Here is a 24693-nt window from a genome sequence, read left to right as displayed (position 1 = left end):
ACGCGCTCCAGGAAGCCTCCGGCGGAATCCCGCAGCCCGTGTCGCTCACCTCCACGAGCACGCGTTGCCCCTCCACCACCCGGGCCGATACCTGGATGCGGTGGCGCTCCGGCTGCCCCGGTGAGATGGCGTGCGCCGCGTTGAGCATCAGGTTGAGGAACACCTGGCACAGGCGCGCCTCGTTGCCCCGCACCCGCGGCACCTCGTCCAGTGACTCCACCACGCCCGCCCGGTTGCGGATTTCGTGCGCCGCCAGCTTCACCGCGCTGCGCACCACCTTCCCCACCTCGACGGGGCCGCTCTCCATCTCGTCCGGACAGGACAGCAGCTTGAGGTCCTGCACGATGACGCGCACCTGCTCGGCGCCCTCGTTCGCATCCGCGAGGGCCTGCGTCACGTCTTGAGGCCGCGCCTGCCCCATCACCCGCTTCGCATGCGCCAGGTTGTTGAGCAGGAAGGACAGCGGGTTGTTGATCTCATGCACCACGCCCGCCGCGAGCTGGCCGATCGTGGCCAGCCGGTCCGCGAACAGCAACTGGCTCTGCGCCTCCTGGAGCTGCTCCAGGCTCTCGGAGAGCCGGTCGTTGGACGCCGCCACCCGCTTGCGCTGCAGGGCATTCACCAGCACGCCCCCGGAGACGGCCATCAGCCGCAGCGACTCCTCCGGCCACGCCCCGGGCGTCCCCACCGCGTCACAGCCCAGCCACCCGAGCAGCCTCCCCCCGAGGAACAGCGGCATGTGCACGTAGGAGCGGGTGCCCAGCATCTCGCAGAGCTGCTTCTCGGCCGCGGCCTCCGGTGGCAGCAGCGCGGTGTCCTTCACGAGGACGGTCCGCCCCGCCAGCAACTGGCGCATCGACCAGCGCATGGTCTCCAGCGGGACAGCGCGCGCTCCGTCGACGTCATGGGGCGCCACACCCTCCGCGCACCACTCGTACACCTCCGTCACCTGGCGCCGGTCCTCGGACAGCAGGAAGACGTAGGCGCGCTGGGACTCGAACCATTCGCCGAGCACCGCCAGCGCGGCCCTCAGCCCCGGCTCTATCTCCTCCAGCGGCAGGTTGAGCAGGCGGTGGGACAGCTCCGCTACCAGCGCCCAGCTCCCCAGCATCGATTCGAGCTGACCCCGCAACCCCTGGAGGGACTCGGCCTCCCGCCGCAGCGCCGAGACCATCGACATCAGGTCCCCCTGCCCGAGCGCCTCGGAGAGCTGGAGCAGCGTGCGCTCCGATCGTTGAAGCCGCGTCAGGAGCGGGTCCGGTTCCGCCCTCTCCCCAGCGACATCCCACTCCACCCCGCGTGCCAACATGGTCGCCTCCGCTCCCCCGGTCGAGGCACTGCACAACCTTCACCTCGCGGAGAATAGCGGGCGAGCAGCGGGCGCGAAGGGCACCCGGCCCACAATGCGCAACAGCCAACGCAGCGGTGTCCCGGCAGGGGCGCGGCGAGTGAAAACTTCCGTCAGAAGTCGACGTCGTCCTCGCGCACGACCTCGGGCGTGCCGTCGAACCAGGCGCTCAGCGCGTCGAGCCGGTCGATGCGCCGGGCCGGCGGGAGGCTCGTGAGGAAGGCGCGCCCGTAATTCTTGGTGACGATGCGCCGGTCCAGCATCGCGACGATGCCCCGGTCCGCCCGCGTGCGGATGAGCCGGCCGAAGCCCTGCCGCAGCGCCAGTGCCGCCTGCGGAAGCTGGTAGCCCCCGAAGGCCTCCTCGCCCCGGGCCTCGAGCTGGCGGATGCGCGCCGCCACCACCGGGTCCCCCGGCGAGGCGAACGGCAGCCGGTCGATGATGACCAGGCTCAGCGCGTCCCCCGGCACGTCCACGCCCTCCCAGAAGCTGTGCGCCGCGAAGAGCACGCTGGGCACCTCGCGGAAGGACTCCAGCAACTGCTGCTTGGGGCGCTCGCCCTGCAACAGCACCTGGTAGGGCAGCCGGCCGCGCGCCAGTGAATGCGCCCGCTCCATGTTGCGCAAGCTGGTGAAGAGCACGAAGGCCCGGCCTCCCGTCACCTCGCACAGCCGGATGATCTCCTCCGACGCCGCCTCGATGAAGCCGGGGGCCGCCGGGTCCGGCAGGTGCGTGGGCAGGTACAGCGCCGACTGCTGCTCGAAGTCGAACGGGCTGGGCACCGACACGGTGCGCACGCTCGCCACCGGCACGCCCTCCTCGTCGTACAGCCCCATGCGCCGCGCGAAGAAGTCGAAGCGCCCCTCGGCCGCCAACGTCGCCGAGGTGAACACCACCGTGTCCACCCCGCCGTAGAGCCGCTCCTGCAGCTCCCTGGCGATCTCAATGGGACTCGCGCGCAGGAAGACGCCCCGGCCGCGCGCCTCCGCCCAGTACACGTGGTCGTGGGACTCCACCTTCTCCAGGAAGGACAGGTCCGCCACCAGCTCCGCGCACCGCCGGGTGAGCAGCGTCAGCTCCGGCTCGTGCTCGCTGAGCGTGAAGGCCGACAGCGCCGAGAGCGACTCCTTCACCTGCTCGATGGAGTCCGACAGCAGCGCCAGCCGCTCGGGATTGAGCGCCACCGCGCCCTCGTGCTCCTTGAGCCCCAGCACCCGCGGCGCCTGCGAGAAGAGCGCCTCCGAATGCGTGCGCAGGCGCACCACCAGCGAGGACAGCATCCCGAAACGCGAGTCCGTCGGCGCCAGCGTGCCCAGCGCGTCGCGCACCAGGTCCTCCAGCCGGAAGCTGGACACCGAGTGTCCGAAGTAGCTCCCCGCCGCGTCCTCCAGCGCGTGCGCCTCGTCGAAGATGACCGCGTCGTACTGCGGCAGCACGCCCTCGCCCCGCTGGCCCCGGCCCCGCAGCGCCAGGTCCGCGAAGAAGAGGTGGTGGTTGACCACCAGCAGGTCCGCCGCCTCCGCCGCCCGCCTCACCCGCGTCACGTGGCAGTTCTCGTACACCGGGCACTTCGAGCCCAGGCACGTGTCCGACGTCGTCGACAGCCGGCTCCACGCACTGAAGGACTCGGGCAGCTCCAGCTCGCTCCGGTCCCCCGTCTCCGTCCGGCTCGCCCACGCCTGCAGGTGCTTCCAGTACCGGCCCTCTTCACGCGAGGAGAACTGCGGATCCTTGCTGAAGGCGTCGTAGCGGTGCAGGCACAGGTAGTTGCTGCGCCCCTTGAGGTACGCCGCCTCGAAGCTGAGGCCCATGCGCTCGCGCAGCAGCGGCAGGTCCTTGAAGAAGATCTGCTCCTGCAGCGTCTTCGTCGCCGTGGACACCACCACCCGCCGCCCCGACAGCAGCGCCGGCACCAGGTAGGCCAGCGTCTTGCCCGTGCCCGTGCCCGCCTCGGCCAGCAGGTAGCCCCGCTCGCTGAAGGCCTTCTCCACCGAGCGCGCCATCTGCAGCTGCTCCGGGCGGTACTCGTACGAGTCCAGCGCGGACTGGAGCGCCCCACCGGGGCCGAGCAGTGTGTCGACGGAGAGCCGGAGCGAGGAAGCAGGCAGGGACATTGCGGGGGGAAACGACGGAGGAAGGGGCACTCCAGGATAACAGTGCGCCGCTCGCTCGTCGGGTTTTGTGCAGAAGCGGCTCGGCTGCCCGCCCGGTGGGGCTGGCGCCGGGCCGTTCCGCTCCCCCGATCCCCTCCCGAGGGGGTGGGGGTTTCGTCCAGAAGTTCCCCTCTCCGCGCCCCGCTCCCGCCTCTTCTGCTGAGCACCCGACGGACAGGCGTCTCGCCGCGTTGACCGGGGGCCCCAGAAGATGCGGCGGCGCGACTCGCGGTTAAAATCCCCGCGGAAACGGAGGAAACCCGTGGGCCGGCGTCAGCTCTATACGAGCGAGCACATCGACATTCACCTGGAGCCGGATGGATGGCTCCATGCGGACTGGAAGGGCTACCAGTCCGTGGACATGGTGAAGTCCGGCTGCGAGGAGATCCTCCGGCACCTCGCGGAGCAGCGGCTGTCCAAGGTGTTGAACGACAACACGAACGTGACGGGCATCTGGGTGGGCGCCTCCTACTGGGTGGCGAGCAACTGGTTCCCCCGCCTGCGGGAGGCCGGGCTGCGCCACTTCGCGTGGGTGCAATCGCCCTCACGGCTCAGCCAGATCTCCGCGATCACCACCGTGGAGCACGCGACGCCGGGCTCGGCCGTGTTCTTCGACGACGTCTCCTCCGCGGCCAGGTGGCTCCGGGAGGCGTGCCAGCCCTGAGGGGCCGCTACTGCGCGGGCGGGTACTTCTGGAGCTTCCGTTGCAGTGAGCGCCGGTGCAGGCCCAGCCGCCTCGCCGCCTCGGAGATGTTGCCTCCACAGTCCGTCAGCACCCGCTGGATGTGCTCCCACTCCGCTCGCGCCAGCGTCGGCGGCTGGAAGTCCTCCGTCACCTGCACCGCCTCGCCCGGGCCCCTCGAGAAGGCCAGCAGCAGGTCGTCCACGTCCGCCGGTTTGGGCAGGTAGTTGAACGCTCCCAGCTTCACCGCCTCCACCGCCGTGGCGATGCTCCCGTAGCCCGTGAGCACGATGATGCGCGTGGACGCATCCAGCGCGTGCAGCGCCCGCACCAGCTCCAGCCCCCCACGTCCCGGCATCTTCAGGTCCACCACCGCCAGCTCCGGGGAGTCCTTCGTGGCCAGCGCCAGCGCCTCGTCATACGAGCCCGCCGTGCTCACCTCGAAGCCGCGCTCGCGGAAGGCCCGCGCCAGCCGCTCGCGGAACACCGCCTCGTCGTCCACGAGCAGCAGGGTCGGGGCATGTCCGGGCGTCGGGCTCGTCATGCCCCTGGCTTCACCCGGGAAGCGCCTGGAGGCAACGCGGCGGATTGTCGCAGCCCCCCCGCGGGCCACGTCAGCACCACCGTCGTCCCCCGGCCGGGCGTGGAGCGGAGCACCAGCCCCCCGCCCAACTGCTCCAGCACCGCGCGCGTGAGGAAGAGCCCCAGCCCCATCCCCTCCCCCGGCGCCTTGGTGGTGAAGAAGGGCTCTCCCGCGCGCGCGAGCACCTCCGCCGGCATCCCCTCGCCCGCGTCCTCCACCGTGAGCCGCCACTCCGCCGCCTCACGCACCAGCCCCAGCCGCACCGGTGTCCCCGGCGCCGAGGCCTGCAGCGCGTTCTTCACCACCCCCCGGATGGCCCGCGCGAAGGCATGCGCCGGAACGAGCTCCCGCTCCTCCCGTGTCCGGGCGTCCAGCTCCGTGCGCACCCGCTCCCGCTCCGGCAGCCCCTCCAGCGCCTCCTCCACCAGGGCCGCGGGCGCCAGCTCCACCATGGACTCGCCCTGGCTCGCCCCCGCGTCCGACGTCATCTGCGTCAGGATGTCCCGGCAGCGCGACACCTGCTCGCGGATGAGCTGCACGTCCTCGAGCGCCGTGGCCTCCGCGCCCGTGCGCGCCAGTTGCCGCTCCAGCTCCCGCGCCGCCACCGCGATGGTGGACAGCGGCGTGGACAGCTCGTGCGCCGCCCCCGCCGCCAGTGTGCCCAGGGCCGTCAGCTTCTCGTGGCGCGCCGCCGCCGCCCGGGCCTCCACCAGCTCCGCCTCGCGCGCCGCCAGCGCCCGCGTCACCCGCTGCACGAAATAGACGATGAAGCCCGCCGCCAGCGCGAAGGCCGCCCACATCCCCTCGAGGTGCATCCGCACGTCATGGATGTGGTGCTGCGGATGGTGCGCCGAGGACAGCTCGCTCCCCCGGCTGGGGAACCACAGGTGGTCCACGAAGAGCGCGCCGAAGCACGCGATGGCCAGCACCGTCAGCCCCCACGTCCACCCCGCGCGCAGCACCACCGCCGCCAGGGCGATGTGCACCAGGTACAGCGCGCTGAAGGGATTGAAGGGCCCGCCGCTCAGGTCCAGCAGCACCGTGAGCAGCACCACGTCCAGCGCCATCACCGCCCACAGCAACCGCTCGCGGATGGGGCGCTCGCGCCGGGCCCACAGTCCCAGGGCCGCGTTGCTCGCCGCCGCCACGGCGATGGTGGCGAACAGCGGCCCCAGCCGCTGCGTCATCCCCAGCCCGAAATGCGCGCCCAGGATGATGGCCGCCTGCCCGACGACCGCGCCCCACCGCAGGCGCAGCAGCCAGGAGAGGTTGATGGCCTGCGCGTCCCGCACCGCGCTACGGCGTCCCCGCCGTCAGCATCCGCTTCACCTGGGCGCCAATCACCACGGCCGCCACCATCAGCATCAGGAAGAGCAGGCCCAGCCCCGCCATCCGCATCTTCGTGCGCTTGTCCGGCGGAGGCGTGGACAGCAGGGTCGAGCTGGCCGCGGCCAGCCGGAGCACTTCCTCGCGCCCCCGCTTCGCCATGGCGTCCTCGGGGTTGCGGGCCAGCCGGATGCGGTACAGGCGGCCCAGCGCGGCGAGCTCCCCGCGCTCCGAGGACAGCGCCAGCACCTTGTCGTGCGCGCCCTTGCTCTCCCACAGCTCCACCACGCCCAACCACGTGGAGGCCACCGCCCCGGAGGGACGGGACTCGTCGGGCTTGAAGCGCGCGTAGTCCAGGCCGCAGAAGGGGCACACCACCGCGCCCTCCTTCCGCACGCCGATGCACTTGGGGCAGAAGCCCGCCGGCGGCATGAAGGGGTCGTCCGACGAGGACGAGGACGGCGAGGAGGACGGAGCGGGCGTCGCGGACGGGTCCTGCACCACGCGAAGCTGGGTGCTCGAGGCCCGGGCCGGCATGGGCTCCGGGGCGGCCGGCGCGGGCGTGGACTCGCCCCCACGCGACTGCACCTCCGCGAGCCGCAGCACCATGAGGTTCGCCGCCGCGGCCTCGGACATCGCCATCCGGGACGACGAGGACGAGCTCTTCGCCGCCATGGGCTCGGGGGCCTTCGCCGCCACGGGCTCGGGGGCCGGGAATCGCGTCACCACCGGCTCGGCCACCTGCGGCTTCACCACCACGGGCGCGGGCGCGGGCGTCTTCGCCGCCGGCTCGGCCACGGGCACCGGCGTCTTCGCGGGCGCGGGGCCCTTCTCCTTGCGGCGCGCCTCCCGGGCCTCGTTCTCGATGGCCGCGAGGATCTCCGCCGGCACCGCGACGCGCCGGGTCGGCTCGTTCTCGATGGGGTCCGGCTCGGCCTCGCTCTGGCCGAGCATGATGACCGGCTCGGCCGGCTTCGGCTCCGCCAGCTTCGGCTCCTTCGAGACCTTCACCGGCTTGGAGGTGGCCGCCGGGACAGGCGCTCCCGCCTGCTCGGGCACGCTGCGCATCTCCACCTTGCAGCGCGAGCATTTGACCACGAGCAGTCCGTCTTCCATCCGGAACGACGCCGGGGGAACGAGCCGCTCGCAAGCCTCGCAGAAGTACTTCACCAGATCTCCATTCGGATGGGCACGGGCATGGCACACCCCACCAGCGCGAGGAAGCATACCGCGCAGACCAGCTTCCGCCCGAGTCCCAAAGGCTCGGCTGGTTGGGTGACCGGCGGGTGACCGAATCCCACCACCTTGGTGGCCACCAGGAACCAGGGGCCCCAGGAGACCGTGTAGAACAGGGTGAGGAAAAGCAGCACCAGGGCCATGGCCTTGCCCACCCACCGGGCGTGCTTGCCCCACAGGGCGTACGCCAGGTGTCCACCATCGAACTGTCCCACCGGGACGAGGTTCAGCAGCGTCACCAGCAGGCCGAACCAGCCGGCAATCACCACCGGGTGCTCCTGGATGCCCTTGCCGGCGGGCAGCGGCCCCAGCACGAGCCACTTCAGCCCCCGCATCAGCGGCCCATCCGAGAAGAGCACGGCATAGCGGATGTCGCTGGCGCCGCCCGGGGCGGCCTCGGCCAGGGAGAGCTTCACCTGGAGCCACTCGATGAAGTCCCCGCCCAGGCTCCAGAGGGAAGAGCGGCCCGGGAAGACGTCGGACGGCTCGGGCACGTCCACCACCGGCGAGTGCGCCAGGCCCCAGACGAGGAAGGGCAGGGCCACGATCAGCCCGGCCAGCGGCCCGGCGGCGCCGATGTCCACCAGGGCGTTGCGGGTGGGGATGCGGCCGCGGATGCGGATGACGGCCCCGAGCGTGCCCACCCCGAGGTACGGCAGCGGGATGAAGTAGGGCAGCGACGCGTCCACGCCGTGCAGGCGCGCCAGCACGTAGTGCCCCATCTCGTGCGAGCCGAGGATGGTCAGCAGCGCGACACTGAAGGTGAGGGCCTCGGCGAGGCGCGCCTCCCACGGCAACGCCGCCCGGTCGAAGAGGCTGTCGAAGGTGAGCGAGGTGGTCCCGACGGTCAGCACGAAGAGCAGCAGGTGCAACCAGGGGCGGTCGACGACGCGGGCGGGAGCGCTCTCCATAGGAATGGAAGGGGGTAGGCACGCCCGGCGGGTATTTCAACGCGGCCCCGGCCCCAGTGAGCGGCGCTGGATGGTCGGAAGATCCATTGCTTGACTTGAAAGGCGCCTTTGCTACGACGGCCCGGCAGCTTGAAGACCCATCGACCTGTTGGGGGCCTGGTCAGCGGACTGCTCAGTGCTCCCAGCGATAACTTGGAGGGAAGCACACGATGAAGAAGGCCATTGTTTCGGCGTTCCTGGCGAGCAGCCTCGTGGCGTGCACCAGCGTGGAGACCGCCGTGGTCTCGGGCAATGAGGTTTCCGCCGCGGGTGGAGAGCCCATCGCCGTCATCCAGGGCACGTCCCTGGGCCTGACCGCCATCTTCCACGTGATCGACCTGGTGCAGAGCGACCTGGACACCGTGGTGAACAAGCTCCTGGTGGCCGAGGCCAAGGCCATGGGCGGCAACAAGATCCAGCTGCTGGGCGCCGGCACCACGCCGCGTCACGGCATCTTCGCCCTCACCGGCACCATCATCGGTTTCCCGATCTCCCAGGCGACCGGCGTGGCGGTGAAGTAGTCAGCCTCCGCGGTTTGCATCTAGTGTGCGAAGGCCCCCTGGCGACAGCGGGGCCTTCTGCTTTTTCAGAGCCCCATGTCCGTCCGCCACCTGCCCCTGCTCCTGCTCGTCCTCGCCGGCTGCCGCCGGGGAGAGGACACGTCCGCCCTGCTCACCGACGCCCGGCAGCGCCTGGCCGCGCGCGACGGCAAGCTCACCAGCTACGTGCTGGCGGGCACCGCGCGCGAGGCGGGCCAGCGCATGGACTTCCAGTTCGCCTACCGCGCCCCGCAGAAGATGCTGGGGAGCCTGGGCACCCCGGCCGTGCGCGCCTTCGCCTGGGACGGCGAGCACCTCTACGAGCGCGACGACGCGGCGAAGAAGTTCCGCACGTATGATGGAAGGCTCGGCGACGGAGGGCTGGGCCCGGAGGAGCGCGCGGGTGTGCTCACGGGGCTCTTCGCGCCCTTCGCCCCCGAGGGCTTCCGCATTCCGCTGCTGCCCGGCCAGGGCGTGAGCGCCCGCCGCACTCCGCACCCGCGGGGCCCCGAGGCCGTGGAGCTGACGGTGAAGCCCGCTGGCACGGACGTGGAGGTGACGTACGTGCTGCGCTGGCCGGCCATGGACTTCCTGGGCAAGCGCACCCGCAGCGGCGAGGACACCGCGGAGCTGCGCGTGGAGGAGGAGCACTGCGAGCAAGCCCTCGGCCTGTGCGTTCCCAAGCGGTTGACACAGTGGGGCGGCGGACAGCAGGTGGCCGAGACGTCCCTCACGCGGGTGGAGCTCAACCCCGCCCTGCCCGCGGAGACCTTCTCGCTCAGTGCGCCCGGGGGTTACGACGTTGAGACGAAGACGCTCGCGGCGCTCGGCGGGCGGTAGGGCGCGCAACGCGTCCGGACGGGGTTGATGACGTAGGGAGGCGTCCCCACCTTCCCCACCGGGAAGGAGCACGACGTCATGGCCCTGGTGCAGAACGTCATCTTCGATGTGGATGGCACGTTGGTGGACTCGGTGGATGAGCATGCCGAGGCCTGGAGACGTGCCTTCCTGGAGTTCGGCCGGGACGTGCCGTTCGCGCACGTGCGCAGCCAGATTGGCAAGGGCGCGGACCAGCTCATGCCCGTCTTCTTCACCGAGGACGAGTTGGAGAAGTTCGGCCAGGAGCTGAGCGACTTCCGCTCCACGCTCTTCAAGCGCGAGTTCATGCCGAAGCTGCGCCCCTTTCCGCGGGTGCGCGAGCTGTTCCAGCGGCTGCGCAAGGACGGGATGCGCATCGCGCTGGCGTCCAGCGCCAAGGGGGACGAGCTCGAGTTCTACATGCGCCTGTGCAACATCCAGGGGCTGACGGACGGCGAGACGTCCAAGGACGACGCGTCGAAGTCCAAGCCGCACCCGGACATCTTCGAGGCGGCGCTGGAGCGGCTGGGCCGGCCGGACTCGCGCGGCGTGGTGGTGATTGGGGACACGCCCTACGACGCGCTGGCGGCGAGCAAGGCGGGAGTGCCCACAGTGGGCGTGCTGTGCGGAGGCTTCCCGGAGGAGGACCTGCGCACGGCGGGCTGCCGCGCCATCTACAAGGATCCGGCGGACCTGCTGGCCCACTACGACTCCTCGCGAGACACCTGGCCGTGGGCCGCGGACGCGGTGGCCGCCGCCAAGGACGAGGAGCCGCGCTGACGGCTACGCGAAGCCGAGGCTCCGTCAGCAGGGGCTCCAGCGCCGCGCCGAGCCCGTGGCGGTTGCACACGTCACGCAGCCCGGCGAGGTCCAGGTTCTCCCGGTTGCGCTCGAGGAGCTCGAGCACGTCGTTCGTCGCCTTCCGTCCTCCCGCGTAGAGCTTCAGCGCGATGAGGTAGGGCAGGCTGACGACACGCAACGGGCTCTCCGGGCTCAGCTCCACCGTGGCTTCGCGGAGGGCTTCCCGGGCCAGTACGGTGCAATCACGCGCTCCGGGCCAGGGGTTGTAGAAGTTCACGACCTCTATCGGCTCGAAGTCATCACCCATCACGCGCAGGACGCCCCCGAGCGCATCCTCGGGGTCAGGTGCATCGAACCGCACCTCGAAGCCCTCCTTCTGAAGGGCCTCTTCCACACGGCGAAGCTTGGGGAAGGGCTCTGTATTGACCGCCAGATCGAAGTCTTCGGTGTAGCGCGGATAGAGATGAACCGCCAAAGCCACCGCGCCAATGACCGCGGTATGGACTTCGTACTGCCGCAGCACTTCAGCAACCCGCTCGGCCACTTGGATCGTGCGTTCCTGCCGATTGATGGTTTTCGAGTCACTCACTTGCGATTCACATCTCCTGTCGGCGAGCGCTCGGATGGCTCCCCCATGAAGCTCATACGCTCCTTCAACGAGAGTGCAAGAAGCACCCGTTCCCGAGGAGACATCGCCGCCAGGCGCTCGAACTCGCGCCGCCGCGCGGCGTCCGCGCTCTTGCTCGGCCTCTGACCGTAGAGTCCTCGGGTCGCCGGAACGTCACTCACGGTTCAACTCCTTCGCGTCGCCATCCGCGCGGCATCCTCGCACCCATCCGTGCCGCGAAGTGCACCACCGGCACAATCTAGTGTCATCCCCCACGGAGACCCAACAGAACGCCAAGACCGCGAAATCATGGCGGAAACGCGTGAAATAATCCCGCCCGAGACCAACGCGCGGGACCTGGGTTCATGGGCAACGAGGCGCCGGACAACCCCCCTCGGAGAAAGCCCATGAACCGCACCACGCCCTATCGCCATCTGCTCACCGGGGCCCGCTGCTTCACCCTCCCGCTGGCCACCGTGGCCTGCAACTCCACCGGCCCCTCGCTCGCTCCCCCGCCCTGGCGGGGACGAGGCGGGGAGGGACAGGCGTACACTGTCCTCCTGGCTGCCCTGATCGCTCGTGCGCACCCTTGCCGGTAATGGCCGGCGAAGCTTCTCCAGAAGACGTCATCACGGAGCCCCCCAAGCGGGACGCTCCCGACGAGGGGCCCGCGCTCCTCGTGGTGAACAGCAAGTGCCGCATGGGCAAGGAGGCCTTCCCGGCCGCACGCGCGGCGCTCGCGGAGCGGGGCATCCCCCTGGCGGGCTGCCACCGGCTCTCCCGCCCGAAGCACATGGACCGGGTGCTGCGCGAGGCCCTGGACGCCGGGGTGCGGCGCATCTTCATCGGCGGCGGCGACGGCACGTTGAACGCCGCGATCAAACTCCTGCTCGGACGCGACGTGACGCTGGGCGTGCTGCCGCTGGGCACGGGCAATGACTTCGCGCGCTCGCTCGGCATCGCCCCCACGCTCGAGGCCGCCTGTGACGTCATCGCCGCGGGCTACACGGCGCGCGTGGACGTGGGACTCGCCAACGGACGGCCCTTCCTCAACGCGGTGAGCCTCGGCCTGGCCAGCGCCATCGCCCGGCGGCTCACGCCCGAGCTCAAACGGCGCGCCGGCAAGCTGGCCTACCCCGTGGCCGCCGTCGCCGAGGCTTCTGGGAGCACCAGCCCTTCCACGTGCGCATGACGACCGACCGCGGCGAGCTGGAGCTGGACGTGCTCCAGCTCGTGGTGGGCAACGGGCGCTACCACGGCGCGGGCAACGTGGTGACGCCCGAGTCCCGCCTGGATGACCGCCGCCTGGACGCCTACACCATCACCGCCCCCTCCTCCGAGTCCGGGCGCGAGGGCACCGGACTGGGCCACATGCAGGACGTCTCCACCCTGGCGCGCATCGCCCTGTCCCTGCGCCGGGGCGAGCATGTGAGCCACCCGGCCGTCACCTCGGTGCACAGCGCGCACCTGTACGTGGATGCGCAGCCCGAGCAGGACATCAACGCGGACGGAGAAATCATCGGCCACACCCCGGTGCGCTTCGAGCTCGCGCCCGCGGCCCTCCGCGTCTACGTGCCCGCCCCGCCCACCACGCATTGAGCTAGGCTCTCCCGGGGGTGCCGTCCATCCCCGCGGAGAAGCCCGTGCGCCAACGTCCCCTCTTCCCGCTGCTGGTGGCCGCCGCCCTCTCGGTGGCGGCGCTCCTCCTGCTGTGGCTGCGCCCCGCCCCGGGCGAGGAGACTCCCGGCACGGCGACGGTGGGCGCCCGGGCCTCCACGCGCCCGGGCTCGTCCGGCAACGCCCCGGCCCGCGCCGCGCCCCGCCCCACGCCCCCGCTCGACACGCCCGCGACACTGGCCGATGGCAGCTTCGTGGTGCGGGTGAGGGCCTCGGGCGCGCCGGTGCCGGGAGCGACGGTGCGCGTCTGGCTGAAGGGGCCGGAGGACGGCGCGGGGCAGCCCTCGTGGCGCCGCGCGGGCGAGGGAACGACGGCCCAGGACGGCACGCTGCGGCTGCCCGCGGCGCCGGGCCTCTACCTCCTCAGCGCCCAGGCCGAGGGCCACGCGCCCGCGCGGCGCGAGGTGCCCCGGCCCCAGGGCGAGCCGGAAACGGTGGTGGAGCTGTCCCTGCCCGCCAGCGTCTCGCTGCGGGGGCGCACGGTGGCCGCGGGCCGCGGTGAGGCGGTGCCCCTGGCCGAGGTGACGCTGCGCCCCTACACCGAGCCGGGAAACCCCTCGGCCCAGGCGCACGCGCTGCCCGAGGAGGTGGCGGTGGCCGCGAGTGATGCCCAGGGACGCTTCGATTTCACCGGGCTCGCGCCGGGCCGTTACGAGCTGGTGGCGGAGGCGCCGGGCTTCAGCCGCCGGACGATGCGCTTCGTCCCGGTGCCCGCCCCGGGCGAGCTGGAGGTGGGACTGTGGCCGGCCTCCACGCTGGAGGGCTTCGTGGTGGGCGCGGACGGGCAACCGGTAGCGGACGCGGAGGTGCGGGTGCTGGGAGGGCCCACGGACTTCCGCACCACCACGGGCGCGGGCGGCGGCTTCGCCCTGGAGGTGTCCGGCGGGACGTACTGGGTGATGGCGCGCAAGGGCGGCCAGGTGGGACGGGCGCCGGGCTTCATCGTGGTGGGGCCCGGAGAGACGGCGCGCGACGTCACGGTGCGGCTCGGGGCCGCCGGGCACCTGTCGGGCACGGTGACGCGCGTGGCGGACGCCGGGCCCGTGGAGGGCGCGTGGCTGGTGGCCAGCCCGGCCGGTGCGGGCGGGGAGCTGGGCCGCGCGCGGACGGACGCGGCGGGCCAGTACGCGCTGGAGCTGCCGCCCGGAGACTACGACGTGAGGGTGTGGGCCATGGGCCACACGGACACCTCGCGCGAGCGGCTGGTGGTGGAGGCGGACCGCTACACCGTGGCGGACTTCCGCCTGGAGGGCACCGCGTCGGTGGAGGGCCTGGTGGCGGACCTCCAGGGGCGGCCCCTGGCCGGGGTGAGCGTGCGCGCGGGACTGCTGCGCGGCGCCTCGGGCGAGGAGCTCTACACGCGCACCGACGCGGCGGGAACCTTCGTGCTGGAAGGCCTGCCGGTGGGCACGGTGCGGGTGCGGGCGAAGCAGGACGCCTCGGCCGTGTGGACGAGCCGCACCACGCCACTGTCCACGGGCGCGCGGGGCCGGGTGGACTTCACGCTCTCGGAGACGGGCATGGTGCGGGGCCGGGTGACGCGGGCCTCGGGCGAGCCGCTGCCCGGGCCGGCCGTGGTGCGAGCGATGGCGAAGGAGGGCACGGGCGGCCTGCTGGACATGGGCCTCGCCGAGACGGACGCGGAGGGCCACTACCAGCTCGAGCTGCGCGCGGGCGTCTACCAGCTCACCGCCGTGCTGCCGGGCGCGCGCTACACCTACCACCACGTGGATGACCCGGCGGTGACGGTGGAGCCCGGCGCCTCGGTGATGATGGACCTCACGCTGCTGAACGAGCGCGGGCTGCACGGCGTGGTGCTGGAGCCCTCGGGAGCGCCGAGCCTCCAGGCCCTGGTGGTGGTGAGCCAGGCGGGGGACTTCGCCTTCACCATTCCCCTGGACGCGGACGAGGAGGGGCGCTTCAGCATCCCGCCCCACCCCCAGCCCACCACGCTGACGATGCAGGCGCACAACGCGGGCCGGCTGAGCGCGCCCCTGCCCATTCCCGAGGGCGCGGGCGAGCTGAGGCTCCAGTTGCAGCCCGCGGCCACCCTGCGGGGGCGCGTGGTGGCACGCAGCGGCGCCGCACCGGGCGGCTTCACCCTGCGGCTGCTCAACGCGGACGGCTCGGCCCCGGCCTGGGCTCGCGACACGCAGCGGACGTTCCCCGGGAGCGAGTTCCTGCTCACCGACGCCCCGGGACAGCCGCTGAAGGTGAGCGTGCGCACCACGGACGGGCGCACGGGCGAAGCCCAGGTGACGCTCTCGCCGGGACAGCGCGCGGACGTGGAGGTGCCGCTGACGGGTGGCGCGGCTTCCCTCTCGGGGCGGGTGGTGTGGAGCCCCTCGGGCGCACCGGCCCAGGCGGTGGGCCTCTACCTGGACCGTCCACCGGGCTCGGCGGCCGATGCGCACACGGGACCCGACGGACGCTTCCGACTGGAGGACGTGACGCCGGGAACACACACCGTGCAGCTCCTCGCGCCGGAGGGCAGGCCGGAGACACGCACCGTGACGGTGGCCACGAGCGAGGCGGTGGACCTCGGGGACGTGCAGGTGACGGCGCGCAAGGCGAACGCGGGAAGCGTGGGCGCGGGCTTCAGCGAGGACCGGGGCCACGTGTCCATCGCGTGGCTGACGCCGGAGGGCCCCGCGGCCCGGGCCGGCGTGCACGTGGGGGACCGGTTGGTGGCGGTGGACGGGCAGGTGGTGCGCACGCGCCCGGAGGCCGAGCGCCACACCCAGGGAGCGCCCGGCACGCCGGTACAGGTGACGGTGAGGCGCCAAGGTGGCGCGGAGCAGACGCTGCTGTTGACCCGGGCCGATTGACCCGTGGATGTCCCCTCTCCCCCTGGGAGAGGGCCAGGGAGAGGGTCTTCACCCCGCCCCCAGGAACTCCAGGGCGGTCTCCCGGAAGCGAGGGGCCAGCGGGCCGAAGATGGGCCCATGGCCGCCGTTCGGCACCACCCACAACGCCGCTCGCGGGATGGCCGAGTACATCTCCATCGCCAGGTGCACCGGATACAGCGGATCCCTGTCCCCGTGCACGATGAGCGTGCGCGCCGTAATGGTGGACAGGTACGGCGGCGTGAAGTTCATGTCGTCGTAGCTGTCCTTGAACGCCCGCATCTGCGCGTGCAGCGCGCGAATCTGCGCATCGCCGTGGACGTGCTTGCCCCGCATCAACTCCCACTCCCCCTCGCTCAAATGGTCGGCGCTGCTCTGGGCCATGAGGGCCCGGGCCTGCGGGGGAAAGTACGGAGTCGCGCTCACGAGCACCATGGCCTCGACGCGCGCGGGCTGAGCGGTCGCCACATGCAGCAGCGTCTTGGCGCCGAAGCTCAGGCCCATCGCCTTGAAGCGCTCGATGCCAAGACGATCCATGAGCGCGAGCACATCGCTCGCCACCTGGCGGAAGGTGAGCTCGCCGGACGGGTTGGTCGAGCGCCCATGGCCACGCAGGTCCGGAACGATGGTGCGGTACCCCTCGAGCGGCTCGTCGAAGACGTAGCGCCAGTCGCTGCCCGCGCCCGTGCCGCCGTGCAGCAGCACCAGTGGCTCGCCGTCACCGCGAACCTCGCAGTACAGCTCCATGCCGTTGAGCTCGAACGTCCGCGCCGTGTGCATGCGTGATGCCCCCAGACAATCACATTCCAAACACATACAACCCGCCCCACCGCCTCAAAGCATGTCAGACCTGCCCCCCAGAATCCGCAAGACATTCTCGCGGAAGCGCAACACCTACCACTCCGGCGAGAGTGCAGGGGGTACCCGTGCCGAAGGCGCATACGCTCACCGACAACTTCCATGACAATTCGATCGACACGTCCAAGTGGGGTGTCTACGGGCCCGTCCAGGAGGTGAATCAACGCCTCGAGTTCAGGCCTGAAGGGAACACCGCGAGCTACGCGGGGTGCAAATCCCTCGCCGCGTATGACCTGACCGACTCCTTCCTCCAGGTCGAGGTCAGCCAGGTGCTGCGGGCCTCGGTGCTCAGCGCCGAGACGTCGCTCTACGCCCGGGGAACCGGGACCGACAGGCTCCTCTTCATCGCCTCGAGCGGCATCCTGACCTGCCTCCAGACCGTGGGGGGGAAGGACACGAAGTTCGTGAGCGTGCCCTATGACCCGGAGCGCCACCGCTGGTGGCGCCTGCGCGAGCAGCAGGGTGTGCTCCATGGGGAGGTCTCGGCCAACGGGAAGGAGTGGAGCGCCTTGTTCAGCAGGGTGCTGGAGACCGCGGCCCGCAACGCCCTCACGTCCGTCACCATCGAGCTTCCAGGCGGGCTGCTTTCAGCGGTCCCCCTCACTCGGCATGGCCATCTTCGATTCCTTCAACAGTCCCACTCCCCGCCCATCCCGGCGTGTGGAGGAGCGGCGCCTGTCCGCGCAGGCCACCCGCGAGAGAGCCGCCCGGCTCGCCGCCGAGCGCTCGCACCCCGAGCACTTCAACAACAACGACGAGGTCAACTACCCGGACCGCCCCTTCATCGGCAGCTACTCCAAGAGCCTCCGGCACGACGCGGTCGGCGATCCCGAACCCGTCTCCTATGGCTCGCTGCTGCGGGCCATGCAGAGCCGGGACCCGGGTGACTTCGAGGAGATCCTCCAGCCCTCGGGGGCCGTGAAGCTCACCAATCCCCAGGCGGGCCTCGCCTTCGAGCTGGCGGGACCGGATCCGCAGGCCGTCACCCTGCCGCCCGCGCCCCGCTTCGACAGCAAGCTGACCGCGGCGGAGATGGGCGAGTTGTACTGGATGGCGCTCGCCCGCGACGTCCCCTTCATCAGCTACGCCTCCGAGGCGGGCACCGCCAACAGCATCATCGAGCGCGCCATCCGCTCGCTCACCACCGAGTTCCCCTCGTTCGGCGGCACCACGCCCGTCACGGCCCAGAACCTCTTCCGGGGCATCTACGCGGGCGAGCAGGTGGGGCCCTACGTCTCCCAGTTCCTCTGGAAGGGCAACAGCGACCCGCGCAAGCCCGACGGCCAGGGGCGTGACGCCGACGAGGGCTTCATCACCTACGGCGCCCAGGTCATCGACCAGAAACAGTGGACCGTGAAGGGCTTCCCCGTGCTCGGCGCCGCCGCCGACTACCTGACCCAGTTCCCGGCCTGGCTCGCCGTGCAGAACGGCCGGGATGACCGGGGCAAGGACCAGTTCGACATGACGCAGCGCCGCTTCATCCGCAACCTGCGCGACGGAGCCAACTTCGTCCACTTCGACCAGGTGGTGAACGCCTTCCTGAACGCCGCATTCCTGCTGCTCTCCGAGCCGCTGGGCAACCAGCTCGCGGGAATGGGCGCCAGCCGGCCCCAGGTGGACAAGGAGTTCCCCTGCGACCAGGGCAACCCGTACGATCCACCGGGCACCGCGGGCGACTCCCGCACCCAGTCGGGCCTCTTCACCTTCGGACCCACCCACCTGCTGCAGCTGCTCGGCGAGGTGTCCGGGCGGGCCGGGCGGGCCGTGTGGTGGCAGAAGTGGGGCGTGCACCGGCGGCTGCGCCCCGAGGAGTACGGAGGGCGCGTCGACAACCACCTCTCCGGCCGGCGCACCTACCCGCTGGACACGTCCATCCTCACCTCGCTGTCCACCGGAGTGCTCAGCCCGTACTTCTCCGAGCGCTGGGGCTCCTTCCTGCTCCCGCAGGCCTACCCCGAGGGCAGCCCCACCCACCCCGCCTACGCCTCGGGCCACGCCGTCGTCGCTGGCGCCTGCGCCACCCTCCTCAAGGCCTGGTTCGATGAGAGCACGCCCATCGAGAACCCCCTCATGTCCAACGCGGACGGCACCGCCCTGGTGGCCTACACGGGGGCCGATGCCACGCAGATGACGGTGGGGGGCGAGCTCAACAAGCTGGCTGGCAACATCGCCCTCTTCCGCAACGCCGCGGGCGTCCACTGGCGCACCGACTACTCCGAGGGCCTCCCGCTCGGAGAGCGCGTGGCGCTCGGGCTGCTGCAGGAGTTGAGCCTCACCTTCAACGAGGACGACGCCTTCTTCCAGCTCACCCGGTTCGACGGCACGCCCGTCCGCATCTTCGACGGGCAGGTGGAACCAGGCTGAGGCAGGCGCGTGGAGCGCCCCCCGTGACGGCGCGGGGGGCGCGGGGCTCACGCCATCAGTTGCAGCCCTGGTTCGTCAGCCAGGTCACGCCCCGGTTCTTCTCGCTCGTGCCGCTGGAGCCGCCGTAGTCCACGTTCGCGAAGGACAGGGCCACGTAGCTCCCCGTGGACTGGTTGCGCAGCTCCATCGTCATGTTGTTGGGGATGAGCGCGGTGGTGTTCGGGTAGTTCGTACCGATGTAGTAGCGGATCCGGCCGCTCGGCAGGCTCCCGCACTTCGCCATCTTGTTCTCGAGCGTCACCCAGTTGCCCCGGTTGAAGTTGGCATCCTGCGGCACCAGGTTCGCCCGGCCACCCCAGCCCCCGAGCTGCGAGCCGATCATGTGTCCCCCGTCGTAGTCGTTCTTGGGGTTCTCCGCGTCGCCCCACTGCCCCACGTTCAACTGGCAGGAGTCGATGCGCGCCGCGGCGCTGATCGGCGGCAGGTACTTGTACGCCCGGCTCGGCCGGCCCGAGCCGTCGATGAGGTAGTACTCGCCATCGAAGTTGTGCCAGATGTTCCGGTCACCCGACGGGAAGTACTTCGGACAGTCGCTGATCGCCTCCTCGGTGACGCGCCCGCGCACGACGTACCCGATGCCGTAGGGCCTCAGCGCCTCGCGGATCTCCTCCTCCGTGTGGCTCTGGAAGAACTCCATGAGGCCGTCCGGGCCACCGAAGTCCTGCTCCATCTGACTGGCGACGCCTTCGCCGCCCAGGTCCGTGCCAGTGACTCCGCAACCACCGACCCACAGGCCCAACACCGCCGCGACAGCGAGCTTGTTCAGAGAGCGCATTCTTCCTGGTCCTTCTTCACCGGGTTCGTTGACTTACCCGTCTTGAATACCAAGAAAGAGAGAAACGCTTTGCAACTTTTCTGCGGAATTCGCGCCGGGGCGGATTTCTGCAAAAAACACGCCGCGACGCCGGACGTCCGGTGCAGGGGGCCGTGAAAAACGAAAAGGGCCCCCGGACGACTCCGGAGGCCCAGTCAGAAGGTGAAGGGAGAGGGAGAGGGGCTCAGGCCTTCTCGAGCGCCATCGACAGCACCTGGGCGGTGAAGTTCACCAGGGGGATGATGCGCTGGTAGTTCATCCGCGTGGGTCCGATGACGCCCACCGTGCCGAGCACCTGCTCGCGGCTGCCGTAGGGGCTGGCGATGACCGTCACGTCACCGGCCGAGGAGAACTCGCTCTCGGTGCCGATGAAGATCTGCATCTCGCGCGCGCGCTGCACCCGGTCCAGCAGCGACAGCAGCTTGTGCTTCTCCCCGAGCGCCTTGAAGAGCGCGCGCATGCGCTCCACGTCGGCGAACTCGGGCTGCTCCAGGAACGAGCCCGTGCCCTCGATGAGCACGCGCTCGCCGGTCTGCAGGTCCGTGGCCGCCGCGCCCAGCTTGAGCGCCTTGGACGTCAGCGCGTTGTAGAGCGCCTGCTCCTGATCCAACTCGGTGCGGATGCGCTCGCGCGCCTCTTCCAGCGTCACCTCGTGCAGCAGCTCGGAGAGGTAGTTGCTCGCCTTGAGCAGCTCGTCCGAGGTGACGGGGAAGTCCACCATCAGCAGCTTGTTGTGCACCTGGCCGTTCTGCCCCACCAGGATGGCGAGCACCCGGTCCTCGCGCAGCCGCACGAACTCAATCCGCTGGAAGATGGCCACGTCGGGGCGCGGGGTGACGACGACTCCCGCGTGCCGGGTGAGCGAGTGCAACAGGCGCGAGGCCTCGGACAGCAGCTCCTCCATGCCCGACTCGTGCGCCAGCCCGGCGTGGATGAGCTCCCGGTCTCTCGGCGCGGGATCCTTCAGCCGCACCATCGTGTCCACGTAGAAGCGGTAACCGCGGTCCGTGGGCACGCGGCCGGCGGAGGTGTGGGGCTTCTCGAGGAAGCCGAGCTCCTCCAGGTCCGCGAGCACGTTGCGCAGCGTGGCGGAGGAGACGTCGAACTCCGCTCGACGCGCCAGGTGCTGACTGCCGACCGGGCCACCCGTCGAGATGTATTCCTGAACGACAGCGCGGAGGACTTCCTTCTCGCGATCTCCCAGCAGCTCCTCGGACATCCTTGGCTCACACTCCCCAACGAACGGCGCTCCACCCAGAGCGGGTGGAGACACCGACAATGCCCTGAAACATTAAGAAGGTGGAAGGAACGGTTCAATCCCCCGCCCGCCCGGTGGCGATGCGGCACGGCGCACGGGAAGAAGGCCGTCCAGGGAGCGAGCGGGGAAGCCCCCTCGTCCCTCATACCTGCCCACACACGGCTCAGGGCCGCCGGGCGCGGCAGGCACGATCCAACTCATGGATAAGCCCTGGCTCCAGGGCGCGCGTCGTCCGCGGGGACAGTGTCCGGAAGTGTCGGCAGCGCTCGTTGGCATCCTTCTCCTGCTGGAAGTACCGGCTCATGACGCCCGCCGCCTCGTCCACCCTGCCCTGTTTCAGGTGGATGCGGTGCAGCGCGAGGTACGGCTCCGCGGGCACGGGGTTCTCCTGAATCTGGCGCTCCAGCTCCTGGATGGCGGCACCGTCCCGCCCCTGGCGCTCCAGCTCCACGGCGCTCTCCAGACGCGGCGTGCCGGTGCAGGCGGCGCGGATACCTCGGAGTTGCCGCGCGAACCGGGCACCGATGCGCTCGTAGGGGTCGAGGTCCACGGACTTGAAGATCTGACAGCGCTCGGAGCGGGGCTCATCACCGGTGGCGTCCCAGACGGCGTCGTACACCTGCGCGGCCTCACGCACGCGCCCGGCCGCGGCGAGCCGGTCGGCGAACTGGATGTCCTCGAGGGCATCCTCGCGGCCCTCGTAGGGGCGGACCGAGAGGTGCGTGCGGTACTCGCGCACCGCCTCGTCCGTCTGGCCCTGGGTGAGCAGCAGCCCGGCGAGGTCCTTGTGGGCCTCGGGGTGCTTCGGGGCGAAGCTCCAGGGTGCGCCGCAGCAACGAGATGCGGGCCTCCGGGTCGCGCGTCAGGACGCTGAGCCCGTAGTACGGCCGCGCGTCCGGGACGCCCAGGTTCACGAGCTGCTGGTAGAGGTCGAGCGAGCGCTGGCGGAGACGCGTGCGCTCGGCACTGCCCTCGGGCTGGCGGAAGGCCTGGTTCCAGACGGCATCGGCGAGCGCGAGCTGCGCATCGAGCTGGCGGGGGTCGCCGCGCACGACGGCCTCGAGCTGACGCACGGCCTTCTCGCACGTGGCGTCGTCGAAGCCCTCGGCCTGGCAGCCCTGCGCATGGAGCCGCAGCGCCGCCTGGGCGGCCGGAGAAGGAGGGGCGGGCACGTAGCGCGTGGCGGCCAGGCGGCCCGGAGCCGCACCGGGGGGCGCGGGCTGCTGGGCCCAGACCGCGGACGACAGGAGCACGCAACAGGCGAGCAGACGGAAGGTGGGGAAAGCCATGGTCATGTTTCCTTTCCGGGTCTCAGCGCTGGACATGGACGTGGTCGGCGGCCGGGCTGTCGCACGCGAGGAAGAGGGTGGCGCCGCGCTCGGTGAAGGAGTCACGCTCGCCGACGACGGCGTCTCCGGCGGCTTCGACGATGCACATCAACTGCTGCGGCGTCTTGCCGGGGATGGCCATCCGGCGCGGGTCGATGTCCAGCGCGCTGCCGCGGGTGTGGCGGCTGTTGATGGTGGCCGAGCCGGCGGCGCGGTTGCGCTGCGGGTTGCGGAAGGCACTGCTGACGAAGTCCTCCAGCTTCAGCGTCGTCTCCCGGTTGTTGGCGCGCGTGTCGGCGATGCCGTTGGGCCCGGCGAGGATGGAACCGGCACACCGCCCGCCGACGCGCGAGCCCGAGCAGACGTCATCCCCCTGGGGGTCCGTGTCCCCGAGCGCGCCCACCGTGAGGATGGGGGCTCCGGGGGACACCACCACCGTCTTCGGCGTCAGCCCGCGCGTCCCCACCGGCTTCTCCTGCACATCGTTCCGGAGGAGCGCCTTCACCCGCGCGTCCATCTCATCCAACAGGCGCGAGAGCCCGCCCGCGTCCGCCTCGGCGATGACGCTGTAGTTGCCGGTGTTGAGGACGGGGCGGCCCGGGATGGAGATGAGCGCGCGGCCCGGTTGGAAGCGCGTGCCGAAGTCGAGGTACTCCTGCCGCAGCACATCGTCCTCCTCCTGGCGGAGGAACGTGGTGGGGGACAGACGGACCTCGAGCGTCTCCCCACCCTCCAGGGGCAGCGAGGCCACCAGCTCGTACTCCAGCGGTGGATTGGGCGCGCGGTTGCCCCGGGTGCCCACGCGCGAGCTGGCACGGAAGACGGCCTCCTGCCCCTCCTTCAAGGCCGGGTCCGCGGGCCCCGTGTGGGGCCCCACCGGCTGGAGGCTCCACTGGATGCGCGCGTCCAGCCCGTCCGCGTTGCGCACCCGGCCGCGCGCGGTGATGGACTCGCCCGTCACGAAGGAGGTCCCCGAGGCCTCCGCGCCCTCGCCGCCCACGGAGAGGTCGAGCACCTCCAGGATGATCTCCTCGCCCCCCTGCCGTGCGCTGTCCTGGCCCAGGGGCGCCGGCGCTCCGGAGCCGCCCGTGCCCTCCTGCTCCGCGCCTGGATGCTTGGAGCACGTACAACCCGCCAGCACGATGGCCATGCAGGCGAACCACGCCCGCCAGCCAGCCCGGGGTCTGCTCACGGTACTACCCTCCCCCCGCCACGCACTCGCGCGGCGAAACGCGCGCCACCGTAGGGAGCCACTGCGAACGCCTCCATCGCCCCCAAGGCACGGGTGTCGCAGAACAGACGCGCCCGGCGGCGGATGTGAGGCAAGCAGCCGAGCACTGCCCCGCAGGGTAGGCCGAGGAATTACATCGCGGGGCCCGGGGCACGGCGTTAAAAGCGCGACGCCTTGTCCTCCGCCTCTCCTTCGATTCCGGCCGCGGCGATGCCCGCGGACACCACGCCCGCGGACCAGAGCCGCGGGATGCTCGTCTTCTGCCTCTTCGCGCTCTACGTCATCTGGGGCTCGACGTACCTGGCCATCCGCTGGGCGCTGCAGGGCGGCTTCCCCCCCTTCCTCATGGCGGGGATGCGCTTCACGCTGGCGGGCCTGGTGCTCTACACGGTGCTGCGGCTGCGCGGGTACGCCCGCCCGTCGGCGCGCGAGTGGGGCGCGGGCGCCGTCATCGGCACGCTGCTGCTGGTGATGGGCAACGGCTGCGTGGTCTTCGCGCAGCAGTACGTGCCCTCGGGCGTGGCGGCGCTCGTGGTGGGCAGCATGCCCTTGTGGGCGGCGCTCTTCGGCGGACTCTTCGGCCAGTGGCCCGGACGCGCCGAGCGCTGGGGCCTGGCCATCGGCTTCTGCGGCCTCATCCTGCTCAACCTCGGCAGCGACATGAGTGGCAACGCATGGGCCGCCTTCGCGCTGCTGCTGGCGCCGGTGACGTGGGCCTTCGGCTCCGTCTGGTCGCGCCGGCTGCCCATGGCGCGGGGGCTCATGTCCACCGCCACGCAGATGCTCACCGGCGGCGCCCTCTTCCTGCTCATCAGCTTCGGGTTCGGCGAGCGCCTCACCACCCTGCCCGACCCGCGCGCCATCAGCGCCTTCTTCTATCTGGTCATCTTCGGCTCGCTGGTGGCCTTCAGCGCGTACGGGTACCTGCTGCGCAACGCCCGGCCGGCGCTCGCCACCAGCTATGCCTACGTCAACCCGATGGTGGCGGTGCTGCTGGGCACCTTCCTGGCGGGCGAGTCGCTGAGCACCTGGGGGATGGTGGCCATGGGCGCCATCCTGGGCTCGGTGGTGCTGCTCACGCGCGCGAAGCGCTGAAAGCCCCGCCCGGACGGGCCCGACGTCAAGCCCGAGTGTCGTCACCTTGACGTGATACCCCCGCGCACTGATGGGGCGC

Annotated in this window: 21 protein-coding genes and 1 pseudogene; 10 read left to right on the top strand and 12 right to left on the bottom strand. The window is 71.1% G+C overall.

Going from position 1 to position 24693, the window contains the following annotated elements; translation table 11 throughout:
- Window positions 1-28 precede the first annotated feature (28 nt).
- Window positions 29-1111: pseudogene (locus tag ACN28I_RS35375) on the bottom strand (sensor histidine kinase); the annotation flags it as partial.
- Window positions 1112-1461: 350 nt separating this feature from the next.
- The gene (locus ACN28I_RS35370; protein ID WP_420946312.1) at window positions 1462-3462 is read right to left on the bottom strand and encodes an ATP-dependent DNA helicase; all 2001 of its coding nucleotides are present in this window, start codon (window positions 3460-3462) and stop codon (window positions 1462-1464) included.
- A gap of 301 nt (window positions 3463-3763) precedes the next feature.
- Between ACN28I_RS35370 and ACN28I_RS35365 the strand changes: the two genes are divergently transcribed.
- Window positions 3764-4165, top strand: coding sequence for a hypothetical protein (locus ACN28I_RS35365; protein ID WP_420946311.1), 402 nt, complete (start codon window positions 3764-3766; stop codon window positions 4163-4165).
- A gap of 7 nt (window positions 4166-4172) precedes the next feature.
- Here ACN28I_RS35365 and ACN28I_RS35360 read toward each other — a convergent pair whose 3' ends face one another.
- The 4 genes from ACN28I_RS35360 to ACN28I_RS35345 are packed head-to-tail and all read right to left on the bottom strand — an operon-like array spanning window position 4173 to window position 8239.
- Window positions 4173-4727, bottom strand: coding sequence for a response regulator transcription factor (locus tag ACN28I_RS35360; RefSeq protein ID WP_420946310.1), 555 nt, complete (start codon window positions 4725-4727; stop codon window positions 4173-4175).
- A complete protein-coding gene (locus tag ACN28I_RS35355) occupies window positions 4724-6058 on the bottom strand; it encodes an ATP-binding protein (protein WP_420946309.1) in 1335 nt (444 codons plus the stop codon). Before ACN28I_RS35355 ends, ACN28I_RS35360 begins: the two co-directional genes overlap by 4 nt.
- 4 nt (window positions 6059-6062) lie before the next feature.
- Entirely contained in the window at window positions 6063-7262 is a 1200-nt protein-coding gene (locus ACN28I_RS35350; protein WP_420946308.1) for a hypothetical protein, read from the bottom strand.
- Window positions 7259-8239, bottom strand: a complete 981-nt coding sequence (locus tag ACN28I_RS35345; RefSeq protein WP_420946307.1) for a site-2 protease family protein — start codon at window positions 8237-8239, stop codon at window positions 7259-7261. The genes ACN28I_RS35350 and ACN28I_RS35345 overlap by 4 nt, the downstream gene beginning before the upstream one ends.
- Before the next feature lie 209 nt (window positions 8240-8448).
- On the opposite strand from ACN28I_RS35345, the gene ACN28I_RS35340 reads away from it, so the two are divergent.
- The 7 genes from ACN28I_RS35340 to ACN28I_RS35310 all read left to right on the top strand — a co-directional run bounded on the left by ACN28I_RS35340 (window position 8449) and on the right by ACN28I_RS35310 (window position 15588).
- Window positions 8449-8799, top strand: a complete 351-nt coding sequence (locus tag ACN28I_RS35340; RefSeq protein ID WP_420946306.1) for a hypothetical protein — start codon at window positions 8449-8451, stop codon at window positions 8797-8799.
- Window positions 8800-8874: 75 nt separating this feature from the next.
- Window positions 8875-9657 (top strand): hypothetical protein, encoded by a 783-nt coding sequence (locus tag ACN28I_RS35335; protein WP_420946305.1) that lies wholly within the window; start codon window positions 8875-8877, stop codon window positions 9655-9657.
- Between the two features lie 84 nt (window positions 9658-9741).
- Complete coding sequence (locus tag ACN28I_RS35330; protein ID WP_420948779.1) at window positions 9742-10455, top strand: HAD family hydrolase; 714 nt, start codon at window positions 9742-9744, stop codon at window positions 10453-10455.
- A gap of 55 nt (window positions 10456-10510) precedes the next feature.
- Window positions 10511-11230 carry a hypothetical protein gene (locus ACN28I_RS35325; RefSeq protein ID WP_420946304.1) on the top strand — a complete coding sequence of 240 codons (720 nt, stop codon included), beginning with the start codon at window positions 10511-10513 and terminating at the stop codon, window positions 11228-11230.
- 532 nt (window positions 11231-11762) lie between these two features.
- Complete coding sequence (locus ACN28I_RS35320) at window positions 11763-12275, top strand: diacylglycerol kinase family protein (RefSeq protein ID WP_420946303.1); 513 nt, start codon at window positions 11763-11765, stop codon at window positions 12273-12275.
- Window positions 12272-12682, top strand: a complete 411-nt coding sequence (locus ACN28I_RS35315; protein WP_420946302.1) for a hypothetical protein — start codon at window positions 12272-12274, stop codon at window positions 12680-12682. Before ACN28I_RS35320 ends, ACN28I_RS35315 begins: the two co-directional genes overlap by 4 nt.
- Before the next feature lie 44 nt (window positions 12683-12726).
- Entirely contained in the window at window positions 12727-15588 is a 2862-nt protein-coding gene (locus ACN28I_RS35310) for a carboxypeptidase regulatory-like domain-containing protein (RefSeq protein ID WP_420946301.1), read from the top strand.
- A 48-nt stretch (window positions 15589-15636) separates the two neighbouring features.
- Here the strand turns inward: ACN28I_RS35310 and ACN28I_RS35305 are convergent, their stop codons facing one another.
- Window positions 15637-16386 (bottom strand): alpha/beta fold hydrolase, encoded by a 750-nt coding sequence (locus tag ACN28I_RS35305; RefSeq protein WP_420946300.1) that lies wholly within the window; start codon window positions 16384-16386, stop codon window positions 15637-15639.
- 687 nt (window positions 16387-17073) lie between these two features.
- Here ACN28I_RS35305 and ACN28I_RS35300 point away from each other — a divergent pair.
- Window positions 17074-18828, top strand: a complete 1755-nt coding sequence (locus tag ACN28I_RS35300) for a vanadium-dependent haloperoxidase (RefSeq protein WP_420946299.1) — start codon at window positions 17074-17076, stop codon at window positions 18826-18828.
- 55 nt (window positions 18829-18883) lie between these two features.
- On the opposite strand, the gene ACN28I_RS35295 is transcribed toward ACN28I_RS35300, so the two are convergent.
- From ACN28I_RS35295 to ACN28I_RS35275, 5 genes are all read right to left on the bottom strand, one after another.
- A complete protein-coding gene (locus ACN28I_RS35295) occupies window positions 18884-19663 on the bottom strand; it encodes a DNA/RNA non-specific endonuclease (RefSeq protein ID WP_420946298.1) in 780 nt (259 codons plus the stop codon).
- Window positions 19664-19886: 223 nt separating this feature from the next.
- Complete coding sequence (hrcA, locus tag ACN28I_RS35290; protein ID WP_420946297.1) at window positions 19887-20921, bottom strand: heat-inducible transcriptional repressor HrcA; 1035 nt, start codon at window positions 20919-20921, stop codon at window positions 19887-19889.
- Between the two features lie 202 nt (window positions 20922-21123).
- The gene (locus ACN28I_RS35285) at window positions 21124-21597 is read right to left on the bottom strand and encodes a tetratricopeptide repeat protein (RefSeq protein ID WP_420946296.1); all 474 of its coding nucleotides are present in this window, start codon (window positions 21595-21597) and stop codon (window positions 21124-21126) included.
- Window positions 21590-22249, bottom strand: a complete 660-nt coding sequence (locus ACN28I_RS35280; protein WP_420946295.1) for a hypothetical protein — start codon at window positions 22247-22249, stop codon at window positions 21590-21592. The genes ACN28I_RS35285 and ACN28I_RS35280 overlap by 8 nt, the downstream gene beginning before the upstream one ends.
- Window positions 22250-22271: 22 nt before the next feature.
- Window positions 22272-23480 carry a hypothetical protein gene (locus tag ACN28I_RS35275; RefSeq protein WP_420946294.1) on the bottom strand — a complete coding sequence of 403 codons (1209 nt, stop codon included), beginning with the start codon at window positions 23478-23480 and terminating at the stop codon, window positions 22272-22274.
- A gap of 213 nt (window positions 23481-23693) precedes the next feature.
- On the opposite strand from ACN28I_RS35275, the gene yedA reads away from it, so the two are divergent.
- The gene (yedA, locus tag ACN28I_RS35270; RefSeq protein WP_420946293.1) at window positions 23694-24614 is read left to right on the top strand and encodes a drug/metabolite exporter YedA; all 921 of its coding nucleotides are present in this window, start codon (window positions 23694-23696) and stop codon (window positions 24612-24614) included.
- Window positions 24615-24693 lie beyond the last annotated feature (79 nt).

It is taken from the genome of Archangium gephyra (assembly GCF_049060025.1).
Lineage (GTDB): Bacteria > Myxococcota > Myxococcia > Myxococcales > Myxococcaceae > Archangium > Archangium gephyra_A.
Note: the sequence above shows the minus strand (reverse complement) of the source record. Positions and strands in the feature narration are given on the sequence as shown.

What these genes read in the sequence shown, in the direction of transcription:
- ACN28I_RS35370 (WP_420946312.1), bottom strand. Translation starts at nt 3,462, where the DNA reads ATGTCCCTGCCTGCTTCCTCGCTCCGGCTCTCCGTCGACACACTGCTC.
- ACN28I_RS35360 (WP_420946310.1), bottom strand. Translation starts at nt 4,727, where the DNA reads ATGACGAGCCCGACGCCCGGACATGCCCCGACCCTGCTGCTCGTGGAC.
- ACN28I_RS35345 (WP_420946307.1), bottom strand. Translation starts at nt 8,239, where the DNA reads ATGGAGAGCGCTCCCGCCCGCGTCGTCGACCGCCCCTGGTTGCACCTG.
- ACN28I_RS35340 (WP_420946306.1), top strand. Translation starts at nt 8,449, where the DNA reads ATGAAGAAGGCCATTGTTTCGGCGTTCCTGGCGAGCAGCCTCGTGGCG.
- ACN28I_RS35335 (WP_420946305.1), top strand. Translation starts at nt 8,875, where the DNA reads ATGTCCGTCCGCCACCTGCCCCTGCTCCTGCTCGTCCTCGCCGGCTGC.
- ACN28I_RS35315 (WP_420946302.1), top strand. Translation starts at nt 12,272, where the DNA reads ATGACGACCGACCGCGGCGAGCTGGAGCTGGACGTGCTCCAGCTCGTG.
- ACN28I_RS35305 (WP_420946300.1), bottom strand. Translation starts at nt 16,386, where the DNA reads ATGCACACGGCGCGGACGTTCGAGCTCAACGGCATGGAGCTGTACTGC.
- ACN28I_RS35300 (WP_420946299.1), top strand. Translation starts at nt 17,074, where the DNA reads ATGGCCATCTTCGATTCCTTCAACAGTCCCACTCCCCGCCCATCCCGG.
- ACN28I_RS35295 (WP_420946298.1), bottom strand. Translation starts at nt 19,663, where the DNA reads ATGCGCTCTCTGAACAAGCTCGCTGTCGCGGCGGTGTTGGGCCTGTGG.
- hrcA (WP_420946297.1), bottom strand. Translation starts at nt 20,921, where the DNA reads ATGTCCGAGGAGCTGCTGGGAGATCGCGAGAAGGAAGTCCTCCGCGCT.
- ACN28I_RS35280 (WP_420946295.1), bottom strand. Translation starts at nt 22,249, where the DNA reads ATGGCTTTCCCCACCTTCCGTCTGCTCGCCTGTTGCGTGCTCCTGTCG.